General features: G+C 71.7%; 10 protein-coding genes. 2 read left to right on the forward strand and 8 right to left on the reverse strand.

Going from position 1 to position 14,339, the window contains the following annotated elements:
* Positions 1-161: 161 nt before the first annotated feature.
* The 4 genes from AB7V09_RS08285 to serS form a co-directional block, all read right to left on the reverse strand.
* Complete coding sequence (locus AB7V09_RS08285; RefSeq protein WP_419143459.1) at positions 162-1,511, reverse strand: AGE family epimerase/isomerase; 1,350 nt, start codon at positions 1,509-1,511, stop codon at positions 162-164.
* A gap of 289 nt (positions 1,512-1,800) precedes the next feature.
* Complete coding sequence (locus AB7V09_RS08290) at positions 1,801-3,459, reverse strand: ABC transporter substrate-binding protein (RefSeq protein ID WP_419143460.1); 1,659 nt, start codon at positions 3,457-3,459, stop codon at positions 1,801-1,803.
* The gene (locus AB7V09_RS08295; RefSeq protein WP_419143461.1) at positions 3,459-4,592 is read right to left on the reverse strand and encodes an HAD family hydrolase; all 1,134 of its coding nucleotides are present in this window, start codon (positions 4,590-4,592) and stop codon (positions 3,459-3,461) included. The genes AB7V09_RS08290 and AB7V09_RS08295 overlap by 1 nt, the downstream gene beginning before the upstream one ends.
* 11 nt (positions 4,593-4,603) lie before the next feature.
* Positions 4,604-5,884, reverse strand: coding sequence for a serine--tRNA ligase (gene serS / locus AB7V09_RS08300; RefSeq protein WP_419143462.1), 1,281 nt, complete (start codon positions 5,882-5,884; stop codon positions 4,604-4,606).
* A 560-nt stretch (positions 5,885-6,444) separates the two neighbouring features.
* Between serS and AB7V09_RS08305 the strand changes: the two genes are divergently transcribed.
* Together AB7V09_RS08305 and AB7V09_RS08310 are read left to right on the forward strand one after the other, a co-directional pair.
* On the forward strand, positions 6,445-7,389 hold the full coding sequence (locus tag AB7V09_RS08305; RefSeq protein WP_419143463.1) for a hydrogen peroxide-inducible genes activator: 945 nt from the start codon (positions 6,445-6,447) through the stop codon (positions 7,387-7,389).
* Between the two features lie 80 nt (positions 7,390-7,469).
* Positions 7,470-8,690 carry a diacylglycerol/lipid kinase family protein gene (locus tag AB7V09_RS08310; RefSeq protein WP_419143464.1) on the forward strand — a complete coding sequence of 407 codons (1,221 nt, stop codon included), beginning with the start codon at positions 7,470-7,472 and terminating at the stop codon, positions 8,688-8,690.
* Positions 8,691-8,739: 49 nt separating this feature from the next.
* On the opposite strand, the gene AB7V09_RS08315 is transcribed toward AB7V09_RS08310, so the two are convergent.
* The 4 genes from AB7V09_RS08315 to efeU form a co-directional block, all read right to left on the reverse strand.
* Complete coding sequence (locus tag AB7V09_RS08315; protein ID WP_419143465.1) at positions 8,740-10,134, reverse strand: amidohydrolase; 1,395 nt, start codon at positions 10,132-10,134, stop codon at positions 8,740-8,742.
* A gap of 207 nt (positions 10,135-10,341) precedes the next feature.
* Positions 10,342-11,889, reverse strand: coding sequence for an iron uptake transporter deferrochelatase/peroxidase subunit (gene efeB, locus AB7V09_RS08320; RefSeq protein ID WP_419143466.1), 1,548 nt, complete (start codon positions 11,887-11,889; stop codon positions 10,342-10,344).
* Between the two features lie 45 nt (positions 11,890-11,934).
* Positions 11,935-13,263, reverse strand: a complete 1,329-nt coding sequence (efeO, locus tag AB7V09_RS08325; protein ID WP_419143467.1) for an iron uptake system protein EfeO — start codon at positions 13,261-13,263, stop codon at positions 11,935-11,937.
* A 56-nt stretch (positions 13,264-13,319) separates the two neighbouring features.
* Complete coding sequence (efeU, locus tag AB7V09_RS08330; protein WP_419143468.1) at positions 13,320-14,252, reverse strand: iron uptake transporter permease EfeU; 933 nt, start codon at positions 14,250-14,252, stop codon at positions 13,320-13,322.
* Positions 14,253-14,339 lie beyond the last annotated feature (87 nt).

Genomic DNA, 14,339 nt, shown 5'->3' on the forward strand with positions numbered 1-14,339 from the left:
GCACAGACCCTACCATCCCGGTGGGCCCGCGGTCACTGCGAGCCCAGCGGTCCGAGCCCGCCGGTCGCTGACGACGCGGTCGTACCTTAAGTCTCGCGTTCGAGGGGTAGAGGGTACGAACGCGCGACCCACCCTACGAACGCGCGGCCCGGCCCCAGCCCCTAGGCCCGCCCAAAGAACCCCCGCCGGTGCGGCTTGCTGGCGCGCGCCGGCAGCGGCGAGCTCGGCTCGTCGAGCCGCCCCTCGGCCAGGGCCTGCCCGATGGCCGGCCACACCGGCAGGCGCGCCATGAGGGTCGCCTGCAGGGCGTGGTAGATGTCCGGGTGCCCGGCCCAGGTGCGGGTCGAGGGCCGGTTGTCGCGGTCGAGCTCGTGGGTCCACACGCCGGGCGCCTCGATGAGGAACTCCTCGGCGTAGTCGATCCAGGCCCGGTAGCAGTGCTCGTAGTGCTCGACGTCGATCTCCCCGTGCCCGTCGTCGAGCAGGGCCTGACGGATGGCGGCCGACGCCGAGATGCCCTCGCAGACCACCCAGTGCATGCGCTCGTGCACCACGGGCTTGCCGTCGAAGTCCGTGGTGTAGACGAAGCCCGGGGCGCCGTCCACGCGCCAGCCGTCGGTGCGGGCCTGATCGAAGATGTGCTCGGCGGCCTCCAGCATCCACTCCGGCGCACTCATGGAGCGGTTGATGAGCGCCCCGCGCAGCTGCACGGTCAGGCGCGCCCACTCCAGCCCGTGGCCTGGCGTGACGCCGTAGGGCCGGAAGGGGTGGGCGGGCTCGTCGCGGTTGTAGTCCAGGAGCGGCTCCCAGGAGGTGGAGTAGTGCTCGGGCAGGCGCCAGCCGTGCTCGCGGGCCTGGACGTTGACGGCGAAGTCGGTGATCTTCAGGGCCCGCTCCAGCCAGCGCACGTCACCGGTGACGTCGGCGGTGGCCAGGTAGGCCTCCACCGTGTGCATGGCGGCGTTGATGCCCCGGTAGTCCTCGGGGTCGGTGAAGTCGGCCGCGTAGGACTCCACCGGCATCTGCTGGCCCTCGTCCCACCAATAGCGGTCCTGGACCTCGATGGCGTCGCGCAGCAGCTCATGGGCGCCGGGCCGGTCGGCGGCCGTCGCGGTGGCCGCGGCCAGGAGCACGAAGGCGTGCTGGTAGCACTCCTTACGGGCCTCACGGTCCACCGGGAGGCCCCGCCCCTCGGCGTCGGGCTCAGGGCCGATCGCCGAGTACCAGCCGCCGTTGACCGGGTCGCGCAGAGGACCATTGAGGGCGCGCACGCCGTGGTCGGCGTAGCGGCGGCAGCCGGGGATCCCCATGAGCGCCCCCAGGGAGAAGGCGAAGGTCATGCGGCCGGTGATCCACAGCTCGACGGGATGGGCGGGGTCCACCTCACCATCCCGACCGATCCACCCGAATCCAGTGGGCACCTGCGCGGCGCGCGCGTAGTGCAGCAGCGCGTGCGTCTCGTAGGCCAGCCAACGCTTGTGCTCGGGGGCGCCGAACCATCCCAGTCCCATGAGTCCTCCTTGAATCGCTGGGGATCCAAGGCTATCGACCCGCCTAACGCGGATCAATGCTCCAGTCTGCTCCCGACCGCCCGGGATGGGGCCGGCGTCGCCGGGACGCAATGCACGAGGGTGGGGTGCTACTGGAGGAGGGTTGGGGGTACTGCAGGTGGGTGGGGCCTTCGTGCAGTACGCACAACCCTCGACCAGTGGATCCCGACCCTCGTGGAGTAGGCCGGCTCAGGGCGGAAGCCTCGGAGCCGACGTCGTACCCATGGCCTGCGGGCCCCGCCGGGGCCGGCTATTTCTTGGGCCAGGCCGCCTCGGCCTGCTTGAGCGCCTCCTTGGGGGTCACCGTCCCGGTCGACCACCGGCTCAGCCCGACCCACAGGGCGCTACTGCCCACACCCACCGGCATCGAGTCCGAGGCATCCATCTCCACGGTCGTCTGGCGCGACTGGAGCAGCCTGGTGGCGCGCCGGCCGACGTCGCTGGGCGCCAGGTCCGGATCAACACCCTGGTTGGCGGTCGCCACCCCGCCCATCGCCATCCGCGTGCGGGCCCACTCCTGGGAGGTCAGGTACTCCATGACCGCGCTGACCGCGTCCGAGCGGGTGAAGGCCACGAGGTAGTCGGTCCCCACCAGAACCGAGTCCGAGCCGCGGTCCGCCGCCGGGGTGACGAAGGCCGAGACCTTCGTTCCCGTCGTTCCGGCCGTACTCGTCGTGCCCGCTGCGGTGGCCGTGCCCTTGGCCGACGCCGTCACCCCGGTTGCCCCGGCCGTCCCGTCGCTGCCGGCGGTGGGGCTCGCGGTCGGGCGGGGGGCCTGGACCGTCACCGGGTTGGCGCCGTCGGCGTCGGTGATGACAGTGCCCTCGGGGAAGCGGCTCTCGAAGGAGGAGGAGGCGTGCAGCATGAGGCAGCTGCCCTTGGCCAGGTCGGCCCCGGCCTGCGCGGGCGTGCGGGAGATGACCGATCCGCGCCCACCGACGACGCGCCCGTTGTCCAGGACCAGGGAGTTGACGGCACCGAGGGCCTCGACGGCGTTCGAGGAGTCAACGGGAACCCGGTGCGAGGCCCAGGTCTCGTAGACGCCGGGTCCCTGGGTGGCCAGCAGGGCATCCTCGAGCCAGTCGGTGAGTACCCAGCCGGTGGACTCCCCGTCGGCGGCGCCCACGCACCAGGGCGTCACGGAGCCGTCGGGGTGGTCGGAGCGGATCTTGCTGGTGAGGGCCTCCAGCTCGGCCCAGGTGTCGGGCACCTCGTAGCCGGCCTTGGCGAAGGCGTCCGGCGAGTACCACACGAGGGACTTCAGCGAGACCATGAGCGGGGCGCCGTAGGGCACGGAGGCGTGGATGCCGACCTGGATCCAGTGCCGGTCCCAGCCGGCCTCCACGTTGCTGTTGACCTGGTTGGGCAGCGGGTGGACGACGCCGGTGTCGACGAGCTCGGCCACCATGGCGGGCTGGGGCACGATGGCCAGGTCCGGCAGGTTCTCCGGGTTGTCCTGGCTCGACGGCGAGGCCCCCGAGCTGGTGGACAGGTTGGCTCCCGAGCCGTTGAGCAGCTGGGAGCGCAGCTCGGTGGTGCCGGTGTGCTCGACGTTGATGCCCGTGCAGCTCTCGAACTCGGCCACGGAGGCCTCGAAGCGCTCGGCCTCGGTGCCGGTCAGGCTGCTGGAGATGGTGACGGTGGCGCCCTTGTGGCCCTGATAGGCCTGGTAGGCGGCGCAGCCGGTGGCCGACGCCGAGCCCGTCCCACCGGCTGAGCAGGCGGCGGTGGCGGCGGCCGCCAGGGTCAGGGTGCTGGCGGCGGCCAGGAGGCGGCCGCCTCGGCGCAGCCGACGGCGCACGCGGCCCCGGCCGGGAGCGCTCGCCTCACCGGCCGGGCCGGCGGCGCGAGCGGCGTGCTCCTCGGGGATGGAGTTGTGCTGGGAGACAGGGAGGGGGGACTGTCGCATCAAGGGTGCCTTACTCGTTCGATGAGGGCGTCCAGGACGGCGGCGCAGCCGTCCCGCCACACGGGCTCGGTCAGGATATCGCCGCGGTCGCGCACCCACTGCGGTGCGCTGCCCATGACGACGCCGGCCCCGGCCCACTCGATCATCTCGACGTCGTTGGAGCCGTCCCCGACCACCAGGACGTGGGCGGAGTCGGTGCCCAGGCGGGCGATGAGCGCCTCGAGGGCGGAGGCCTTGGTGACGCCCTCGGGGGCGACGTCGAGCCAGGCCGTCCAACCGATGGCGTACTCCACCGAGTGCAGCCCGGAGTCGGCCACGATCTGGGAGAAGCGATCCACGGGCATGCCCGGGGCCCGCAGGACGACGCGGGTGACCGGCCGGGAGACGAGCTCGTCGAAGGTGACGACCCGCTGGTCCTCGATGAGCTCGCCGTCGGGGAAGAGCCGGGAGACCTTGAAGCCGACGCCGGGGTCCTCCACGGCGAGGATCCCGTCGGGCACGGCGGCGTGGAGGGTCTCGATGGCGGCGCGCGGGTCGAAGGTGCGCGAGTCGACGACCTCGTAGCCGCCGGGGGCGTCGGGGTCGAGCCGCAGGGTCATGGCGCCGTTGGCGCACACCATCCAGCCGGTGGACAGCCCCAGGTGGCGCACCACCGGCATGGTGGCGGCGATCCCGCGGCCGGTGGAGATGACCACGGGGACCTCGTGGGCGCGCAGGCGGGCGACGGAGGCCATGACTCGCTCCGAGACGTGCCCGTCCATGTCCAGGATGGTGCCGTCGACGTCGAGGGCGACGACGAGCCCGTGGCCGGGTGCAAGCCGCGCGCCGCCGTCGGCCTCCAGGGCGTCGAGGTCCCGCATCCGGTCCTGGACGAGGGCGTGGTACTCCTCGTGGTCCAGGGGCCGACGGCGCAGGGCGCGTTCGCCGCCTGCCGCGGTGCGGTCGGCGCCGTCCTCGAGGTGCTCGAGGTACTCCGTGGAGCCGCCCAGCTGGGTCAGGGGCTGGCCGGCCGGGGCGATGCCGGTGGCGGGGTTGACGGCCGGGCCGTTGCCGGTGGGCTCAGAGCCGGCGGGCTCACCGACGGCGTCGGTCTCGCAGGCGGCCCCGGGACTGGAGGCGGACGTGGGGTTCACAGGGCCGGTCCTCAGGCGGTGGCGCCGACGGGCTCGATGACCTCCAGGCCGCCCAGGTAGGGGCGCAGGCCCGTGGGCACGCGCACCGAGCCGTCGGCCTGCTGGTGGTTCTCCAGGATGGCGACCATCCAGCGGGTGGTGGCCAGGGTCCCGTTGAGGGTGGCCACGGGGCTCGTGCCGCCTTCGCGGCGCTCGCGCACGGCCAGGCGGCGGGCCTGGTAGGTGGTGCAGTTGGAGGTGGAGGTGACCTCCATCCAGCGCTGCTGGGTGGGCAGCCAGGCCTCGCAGTCGAACTTGCGGGCGGCGGAGGAGCCCAGGTCCCCGGCGGCGGTGTCGATGACCCGGTAGGGCAGCTCGACCAGGGCCAGCATCTCCTCCTCCATGGCCAGGAGTCGGGCGTGCTCGGCCTCGGCGTCCTCGGGGCGGCAGTAGGAGAACATCTCCGCCTTGTTGAACTGGTGGACGCGGATGATGCCGCGGGTGTCCTTGCCGGCGGCCCCGGCCTCGCGCCGGTAGCAGGTGGACCAGCCCATGTAGCGCTTGGGCCCGGCGGACAGGTCGAGGATCTCGTCGGCGTGGTAGCCGGCCAGGGCCACCTCGGAGGTGCCGGTGAGGTACAGGTCGTCGGCGGGCAGGTAGTAGATCTCGTCGCTGTGGGCGCCCAGGAAGCCGGTGCCGCCCATGACCTGCGGGGTGACGAGGGTGGGGGTGGTCATCGGGGTGAAGCCGTGGGCGACGGCGGCATCCAGGGCGGCCGTCATGAGGGCCAGCTCCAGGCGCATGCCCCAGCCCTTGAGGTAGTAGAAGCGGGCCCCGGAGACCTTGGCGCCGCGGCGGGTGTCGATGATGTCCAGGCCCTCGCCGATCGCCAGGTGGTCGGCGGGCTCGAAGCCCTCGGCGGCGAAGTCGCGGGGCCGGCCGCCCTCGTGGCGCAGGACGACGTAGTCCTCCTCGCCGCCCGAGGGCGCCCCCTCGATGAGGTTGGCGAACTGGCGGGCCAGGTCGTCGAGCTCGGCGGTGGCGGCCGAGGAGGCGGCCTCGGCGGCCTTGACCTGCTCGGCCAGCTCCTTGGCGTTGGCCAGGATCGCCGGGCGCTCCTCCGGGGAGGCCTTCCCCACGGACCGGGAGACCTGCTTCTGCTCGGCGCGGAGGTTCTCGAAGGCGGCCAGCGCCTGACGGCGGGTCTCGTCGGCGGCGATGACGCGGTCGACGAGATCGACGTCGGCTCCACGGGCTCGCTGGCTGGCGCGGAAGGGCTCGGGGTTCTCACGAAGCGCACGCAGGTCGATCATGGTCCCGAGTGTAGTCAGGACCGCGGCCCAGACAGCATTCGATCAGCACCTGAGCCGATCCGGGCCGCGAGCGCGGCGGACGGCGCAGACCGGGAGAGCCGGGGACGACCAAAGTCACGAGCGAGTGGCTGAGCCAACACTCGGGGGCGCAGCGGACCGGAATCAACGTCATCGCCCCGGCGCCCACCCCGCCGTCAGGGCGACCCGAGGGCCTGGAAACCCTGGAATCATCCGGGAGATTGGATGACCGCGGCGCGAGTCCGGTGAGGCCGCGCCCCATACACGCTCGCCCACACCCGCACTACCGCCCGACGGCGAACGTGACCCACTTCCCTCTTACCAACGCAATCCACCTGTGAATAGAATCCATTTCAATCGGTGCACCCTATCGTTCCCGACGGTGTTTCCGAGCCGCCACGTCGGAGGCTCGCCCACACCACCCACGCACCACTCTCCCCACAACCTCCCGGCTAGTCGTCTGTCCCCGATTTTCTGTCACTCCGTCATATCAGGCTCGCCGACCGCCATGAATGCGGGCCCCAACCACAGGACCACAACTCATGCCGACCACATCATCTCCGTCCTTCTCCCAGCTGAGGGCCTTCGTAGCGCTGTGCGACCACCAGCACTTCGGCGAGGCCGCCACGGCGCTCGGCGTCAGCCAGCCCAGCCTGTCCCAGGCCATCACCGCACTGGAGAAGCGCGTCGGCGGCGAGCTGGTGGAGCGCACCACCCGCCGCGTCCTGGTCACCTCCCTGGGCGAGGCCCTGCTGCCCTACGCCCGGGACGCCGTCCTGGCCGCCGAGGCCTTCAGCGAGGCCGCCTCCAGCCAGGGCGCCGCCCTGAGCGGCACGATGCGCCTGGGCATCATCCCCACCATCGCGCCCTACCTGGCCCCCGTTCTCATCGACGGCCTGCGCGAGGCCCTGCCCCAGATGGACCTGGATCTGCGTGAGATGGTCACCGGGGACAACCTCGACCAGCTCGCCCAGGGGCGCCTCGACGCCGCCATCATCGCCCTGGAGGACGACCTCCAGCGCACCACCGCGATCCCGATGTTCGACGAGCGGCTCGTCGTCCTCACCGCCGCCGGCCACCCTTGGGCCGGCCGCACGGACGTGAGCCCCGCCGAGCTCGACGACCAGCCCCTCCTCCTGCTCGACGAGGGCAACTGCCTGCGCGACCAGACCCTGGCCCTGTGCCAGCGCTACGGCTCCCAGCCCCCGGTCGCAGTGGCCACCACCCTGTCGACGGTGACCCGCATGGTCGCCCACGGCTCGGGCGTGACGATCATCCCCGAGGGGGCGCTCCAGCTGCTGACCCCCTCCTCGGAGTACGGCATCGCCCGCTTCGGCGACGAGTCGCCGATGCGCCGCATGGGCCTGGTGCACCGGGTCTCCTCCTCCCGCGGCGCCGACTTCGCCCAGCTGGCCGAGCTCATCTCGAGCCTGGTGAAAGAGGCCGACCTGCCCGTGGCGCCCGTCACGGCCTCGGCTGCGGCCTGAGCCCTCCTCCGGGGCCGCTCTTGCCCACCGGTCCCCGCCGGGCCGTGACCTGGGGCCGCCCAGGCGACTAGCCTGCCCCTATGACGGGCGGCACCGACGGCGGCACCCGGGCGACGACGCGCACCGGGCGGCCGCTGGCCTGCGTCGTCGTCAACCCCTCCAAGCCGCGCGCCACCGCCGCGGTGCGCTCCCTCCTGGAGGGCGAGCTGCGCGAGGCCGGCTACGCCGGGCCCGTGTGGCTGGAGACGAGCGTCTCCGAGCCCGGCACGATGCAGGCGCGCCTGGCCCTGGCGGCCGGGGCGAGCCTGGTGGTGGCCGCCGGCGGTGACGGAACAGTGCGCTCGGTGGCGGCCGGCCTGGCCGGCACCGGAGCCCAGATGGGCATCATCCCGCTGGGCACGGCGAACCTGGCGGCCCGCAACCTCGGGGTGCCGGTCGGGGACGCCCGGGCCGCGGCCCGAGTGGTGGCCCACGGCGTCGACCTTCCCGCCGACCTGGCCTGGGTACGCACCGAGCCCTGGTCTGACCCCGGCGCCCTCCCCGACCCGACGCCGCCAGGTGATCCCCGCGGGCGGGCCGACTCCGCACCCTCCACACCCCTGACGGGCCGAGCCACAACAGCCCCGCCGGACTCCCCGCCCACTCCGGCCGACCCGGCCGACTCCGGGCAGCTGTCGGCTGAGGCGGCCCGGGCCGTGCGCACGATTCAGAGGGCGACCCGCCGGCCGCATCAGTGGACCCGGCCCACACTTGGCGACGAGCATGCCTGCATGGTGGTGGCCGGGATCGGTTTCGACGCCGGACTGGTGGCCTCCACGCGCCCGGCTCTCAAGGCGCGGGTCGGTTGGGGCGCCTACGCGCTGGCGGCCATGGAGAACCTGGGCTCGCCGCGCATGGACCTGGTGCTCAGCCTCCGGGACGAGGCCGGCGCGCGGCGCGTGGAGCGCCTGCGGGCCCGCAACCTGCTGGTGGCCAACGGCGGCCGGCTCCCGGCCGGAATCACCCTGCTGCCGCAGGCCCGCACCGATGACGGCCTGCTCGACGTCGCCGCCATCGACACGGTGGCGGGCCTGGCGGGCTGGAGCTCACTGGCGCGCCAGGTGCTGCCGCCCTACGCGGCGCACTACTCCGAGTCCGGCCGCTCGCTGGGGCGGGTGATGCTGCGCCGCGGCGGGGAGGTGGCCGTCCAGCTCTCGGCGCCGGCCCTGGTGGAGGTCGACGGAGACCTGCTGGCGCCCACGCAGAGCATGCGGGTGCGCCTCGACCCCGGGGCGCTGCTCATCCGCCGCCCAGCGGCCTGAGAGCCGACGCAGCCGGGGCAGGTGCGGGCCAGGGCGGCCTGAGCCCGCCTCACTCCTCCCAGAAGTCGGCGACGTCGATCGCCCCGCCAGTGGCCTCGAAGTCGGCGCGCACGGCCCGGCGCAGCTCGGCGTCGTGCAGCCAGTCCAGGGCGACGGCGGCCAGCCCGTAGGCGCCGTCGAGCGCGGCCGCGTCCCCGGTGGGGGCGCCGGCGGCCTCGGTCATGGCGGGGGTGTGGAGGGCGACGTCGGGCCGGTCGGTGACCTTGATGAGCGGGTGGATGCCGGGGATGCGCTGGGACACGTTGCCGAAGTCGGTGCCGGCGGCGATGGTCTCGGGCAGGACCCCGGCGGCCAGGGGGTCGCGGCCGCGCTCGCGCTGGGAGCGCACCCAGGAGGTCAGCAGGGGGCCGTTGTCGCGGACGGGGATCTCGTTGCAGTACTCGGAGGTGAGGATCTCAATGCCCGTGCCGGTCATGAGGGCGGCGCCGTGGAGGACCTCCTCGACCCGCTCGGCGATCTCCTTGAGGGTCTCGAGGTACTTCGAGCGCACCATGATGGACAGCTCGGTGCGCTCGGGGATGATGTTGGGGACCTGGCCGCCGTCGGTGATGATAGCGTGGAGGCGGTCCATGGGGAGCATCTGCTGGCGCAGCAGGCCGATGCCGGTCAGGGCCAGGGTCGCGGCATCCAGGGCGTTGCGGCCCATGAAGGGCTGGGAGGCGGCGTGGGCCGGCACGCCGTGGAAGATGACGCGCAGGCGGCGCACGCCCAGCCAGGTCTGGTGGGTGACGTCGTGGGCGTAGGAGTGGGTCTGGATGGCGGCGTCGACGCCGTCGAGCATGCCGCGCACGGCCAGGATCTCCTTGGCGGTCGAGTTCTCCTCGGCGGGCGTGGTCTGCAGGACGACGCGGCCGGGCAGGGAGCCTGGGCGGGTGCGGGCCAGGGCGGCCAGGGCGAGGAAGGCGCCCACGGAGTTGGCGCACATGACGTTGTGCCCGCAGCCGTGGCCGATGCCGGGCAGGGCGTCGTACTCGGCGAGGATGGCGATGGTGCCGGCCGACTCACCGGAGCCTCCGGCCGCCACGTCCGCGCCGCCGCCTCCGGGGATCTCGGCGCGCAGGGCGGTGTCCATGCCGTAGACGCCGACCTCGGGCTCAATGCCGTGGCGGCGCAGGAGCTCGGCGACCGTGGCCACGGCGTGGTGCTCCTCGTAGCCGGTCTCGGGGTGGTCGTGGATGTCGTGGGAGAGCTCGACGATCTGCGGGGCCAGCTCGGCGACGGCCTGCCCCAGGGCGGCGCGCAGAGCGGTGGGGGCTCCGGCGTCGTCGGGCAGGGCCGGTGCCGGGCCGACGACGCCGCGGCGCTCCTCGGTCTCGGCGAGCATGCGCTCCTGGATGGCGCCGGAGGGGACGGTGGGGCGGGTCAGGTCGTTGAGGTCGCGCATGGCCCTATCTTGGCCCAGCCGCCACCACTACGGGAGCGGCCGTCCCCATCGAGGACGTACTTTTGCAACGAGGACTGCGTTCTCCCCCAGATGGCGACGGGGAGATCCCCGTGACCTGGAGGAAAGCGCAGTCCTCGATCGGGAAGTACGTTCCGGGCGCGAACCGCAGTCACCACTGCGGCCCGCCCGGCCCGCCTCACCCCGTCCTCAGCTGAAGAGCGAGGCGGCCACCATGGTGTCGCCCTCCTTGATGCCCGGGGGGATCGCGAACAGCGCCGAGGCCTCGTGCTTGAGGTACTCCTGGAGGGCGTCGCTCTTAGTCATGCGGTCCAGGATCGGGTAGAAGTTCGTGCGCGGGTCACGCACGAAGGCGATGAAGAACAGGCCGGTCTGCAGCTGCCCCAGGGAGTCGGAGCCGTCGGTGTAGTTGTAGCCGCGGCGCAGCATCCGGCGCCCCTGGTTCTGCTCCGGTGAGACGACGGCGATGTGCGCGTCGGCCGGCACGAGCGTCTCGCCCTTGTCGTCCTTGGCCTTGTAGTCCACAGCCGTGAACTCCTCGGAGGCCTTCGTGGGGTTGGCGATGCTCAGCGGTGCCCCGTAGCGCTTGTCACGGCCCATGGTCTGCTCCTGCTCGATGAGCCGCAGCCGGTCCCAGATCTCGGCGAGCATGCGGATGCGCCGGGCCACGTAGTAGGTGCCGCCCGTCATCCACTCGGCTGCGGCGTCGTCGCCCTTCTGGACCCACAGGTGCTTGTTGAGCTGGTCGGAGGAGTCCTCGGCCTTGATGTTGTTGGTGCCGTCCTTGAAGCCGAAGAGGTTGCGCGGCGTCTCCTGGTCCACGGAGGTCGACGACGTGCGCCCGTAGCCGACCTGGCTCCACCGCAGTGTGGCGGTCCCGAAGGCGATGCGGGTGAGGTTGCGGATCGCGTGGACGCACACCTGGGCGTCGTTGGAGCAGGCCTGGACGAGCAGGTCGCCGTCGGACTGTGCGGCGTGGAGCTGGTCACCGGCGAAGGAGGGCATGCCCTCCTTGAGGACGGCGGGCATCTTGGCGGCCAGGCCGAAGCGGTCCTTGCCGTCGGCGTCGACGAACAGGCCCTTACCCACGCCGAAGGTGATGGTCAGGCCGTTGGGCTTGTAGCCCCAGGTCTCGCCGGTGTCCTTGGGCGGCAGCTGCTTGTTGGAGCTGGGCTGGCCGCCGATGAGCTCACCGGCGGTCATCTGCTCGGCGGCCACGGCCCATTCGGACAGGAGGGTTTTCAGGTCCTCGACGTCGGTGGCGGAGACGTCGAAGGCCGCGGTGAACATGTTGTCCTGGGCGGGGGTGGTGATCCCCGCCTGGTGGTCACCCCGGAAGGGGTAGGTCGTGAGGATGGCCTCCTCGGGCCGGCGGGAGGCCTCCCAGGCGCGGCCGCCGGCCACACCGGCCAGGCCCGCGAGCGCGGCACCCAGGCCCGCACCGGTGAACATGGCACGGCGGCTAGTGCCCTTGGCACTGGGCTTCCCGGCCTGTCCGGGCGTCCCCGTCGCATCCGGCTTCTCCGGCTGGTCAGCCGCGTCGGATGCGCTCACCTCATCGGGCTGCTCCGCCGCGTCGGGCGCCGAGTCGCTGTTACCCGGGCCCTCCGACGTCGGGGCCTGCGACTCCTGCTGCGCCTGCGCGGTCTCGTCCTGGGGCTCATCCAGGGTCTCGTCCTGGGCCGCGTCGTCGGCGACCGGGGAGGTGTCCGACTCGTGGGCCGGCTTGCCACTCACTGCTGTCTCCTTCCGGGGTGTCCGGGTTGTCGGGGTGCCGCCGCCTCAGAGGATGGTTCCGGCAACCTTGGACAGCGACTCGCTCAGGGCGTTGACGGCGTCGGAGAACTTGCGCTGCTTGTCGGTGTAGGCGTTCTTGTCGGGGGTCTCGCCGGCGTCCTTCTGGACCGCGGCGATGGTGGAGTAGTCCACGTAGGTGGGCTGGCCGTTGGAGGCCTTTCCGGAGACCTCGGCCGCGACGAGCTTCTCAACCGCCGCGAACTGGGTGGTGATCTTCTCTGCGAGCTTGGCGTCCTTCTTCTTCACGAGCTCCTCGACGTTGCCATAGGCGACCTTGGCGCCCTCGACATTGGCCTGGAAGTCGTAGAGGTCGGTGTGGGAGAAGGTCTCCTCCTCGCCGACGATCTTGGAGCTGGCGACCTCCTCGAGGAGGCCGGAGGCGCCGTTGGCGACATCCTCGAGCTCGAGCTCGAACTTCTTCCCGCTGGCGCCGTTGATGTTCCCGTAGACGAGGTCGTAGAGCGACTTGGTGTCGGCGTTGAGCTGGTCGGCGACCTTCTTGCGGGCGGCGTCGTCGGCGAACTTGAAGGGACTGGAGGAGTCCTGGGCCCACAGGTCGGCCTCGATGCGGTGCCATCCGGTCCATCCGGCGAGGACGTCCTTGTCCGTGACGGCCTTGCCGGCGCCGGAGGCGAGGTCCTGGACGCGGGTGTCCAGGGCGGCGTCGAGGTCGCCGGCCTCCTTGAGGCCGAAGGACTCGGCGGTGGGCTCGATGCGCTCGTAGAACTGACGCGCCAGCGGGTAGAGGCTCTTGGCGGTGGCGGTGTCGCCGGAGGTGTAGGCGGTGACGAAGCCCTGGGTGGCGGTGAGGAGCTGGCCGGTCTGGTCGCGCACGTAGGCGGTGTAGTTGGTGACGGCGGCCTCGCGCGCCTTGGTCTCGTCGGCACTGATGTCGACGGCGGCGCCCTTGGTGATCTTCAGCTCGGTGACGCCCTTGAGCTCGCCGACCATATTGGGCTTGCAGGCGGCGTAGTAGGTGCCCTCCTTGAGGGACGTGGTGAGCTTCGTGGTGGTGCCGGGGCCGATGTTCTCCTGCTCGGAGACGATCTGGAGCTTGTCCTCGGTGAGGATCTCCAGCTCGTTGGGGGCCGAGCCGGAGTTGGTGATGGTGAAGGTGACCACGCCCGAGGGGAAGGAGGTCGAGGAGAGCTTGCAGGCGTCGTCGGTGAGGGTCACCGTGATCTCCTGGGACGCCCCCGAACCGGAGGCGCCGCCCTTGGCGTTCTTGGGGTTGTCGGCGCAGGCGGCCAGGCCCAGGCCCATGGCGGTCAGGGGAAGCAGGGTGAGGACGTTGCGTCGCTTGATGGTGGGCATGGTCTTTCCTTTGTGAGGAGTGGCGTGGACAGGGGTGGGGAGAGAGGTCGGGGTGGTCAGGAGGTCGCGACGGCGTCGGGCTCCTCGGCGTCGGACTCGTCAGCGCTCACGGCGGCCGGGGTGGCCGGAGCGGACTCGACTGCACGTCCGGGCGAGGGCCATCGGCCCGCGATCTGGAGGGTGAGGAGCACCAGGGTCGGGACGATGTAGACCCACCAGCCCACGACCTGCAGGACAGTGGGCTGGAGGTTGAACTGGAACATGGCCTGGAGCAGCACGTAGAGCCAGTGGAAGGGCGAGGCGCCGTCGGGCAGGTAGCGGGACAGGTCCCAGGCGTGGTTCGTGAAGCCGGGAAGAACACTCGCCTCCTGCAGGTCACCGACGCCGTAGGCGACGATGCCGGCGGCAACGACGACGAGGAAGTAGCCGGTCACGGCGAAGAAGACGCGCAGGTTGATGCGCACCGCACCCTGGTAGATGAGCACGCCCAGCACGATGGCCAGAACGAGGCCGGTGATGACGCCCGCCGTCGTCTGCATGGTGGAGCTCTCAATACTGGAGCGCACGGTGGCCCACACGAACAGGGCGGTCTCCACTCCCTCGCGCCCGACGGCGACGACGGCGATCCAGACGACGCCCCAGCCGGAGCTGCCTGCGGAGAGGGACTTGGACAGCGACCCCTCCAGCTCGCCCTTGAGCTCACGGGCGTTCTTCCCCATCCAGAAGATCATCCAGGTCACCATGCCGACGGCGACGAAGGACAGGGTGCCGCCGAGGATCTCCTGGGCCTGGAAGGTGAGGGTCTTGGGGCCCCAGGTCATGATGGCGCCGGCGACCAGCGGGATCAGCGCCGCCAGCCCGACCCCGAGCCACAGCTTGGGCAGGGCATCGCGGCGGTCGGCCTTGACGAGGTAGGCGACGATGATGCTGACAACGAGCGCCGCCTCCAGGCCCTCCCTCAGGGCGATGAGCAGGTTGGCGAGAAACACTCGACCTCCAAGTCACGAATCAATCTCAAGTCACGACGGTCGAGGTAAGCCTAACCTCAGGCGCTCTCGTCACCAAAGACTCACGTT

It is taken from the genome of Actinomyces sp. SKVG-SVH-4(1) (assembly GCF_048514265.1).
GTDB classification, from domain to species: Bacteria; Actinomycetota; Actinomycetes; order Actinomycetales; family Actinomycetaceae; genus Actinomyces; species Actinomyces oris.

What these genes read in the sequence shown, in the direction of transcription:
- AB7V09_RS08285 (WP_419143459.1), bottom strand. Translation starts at nt 1,511, where the DNA reads ATGGGACTGGGATGGTTCGGCGCCCCCGAGCACAAGCGTTGGCTGGCC.
- AB7V09_RS08315 (WP_419143465.1), bottom strand. Translation starts at nt 10,134, where the DNA reads ATGCGCGACCTCAACGACCTGACCCGCCCCACCGTCCCCTCCGGCGCC.
- AB7V09_RS08290 (WP_419143460.1), bottom strand. Translation starts at nt 3,459, where the DNA reads ATGCGACAGTCCCCCCTCCCTGTCTCCCAGCACAACTCCATCCCCGAG.
- AB7V09_RS08310 (WP_419143464.1), top strand. Translation starts at nt 7,470, where the DNA reads ATGACGGGCGGCACCGACGGCGGCACCCGGGCGACGACGCGCACCGGG.
- AB7V09_RS08305 (WP_419143463.1), top strand. Translation starts at nt 6,445, where the DNA reads ATGCCGACCACATCATCTCCGTCCTTCTCCCAGCTGAGGGCCTTCGTA.
- serS (WP_419143462.1), bottom strand. Translation starts at nt 5,884, where the DNA reads ATGATCGACCTGCGTGCGCTTCGTGAGAACCCCGAGCCCTTCCGCGCC.
- efeO (WP_419143467.1), bottom strand. Translation starts at nt 13,263, where the DNA reads ATGCCCACCATCAAGCGACGCAACGTCCTCACCCTGCTTCCCCTGACC.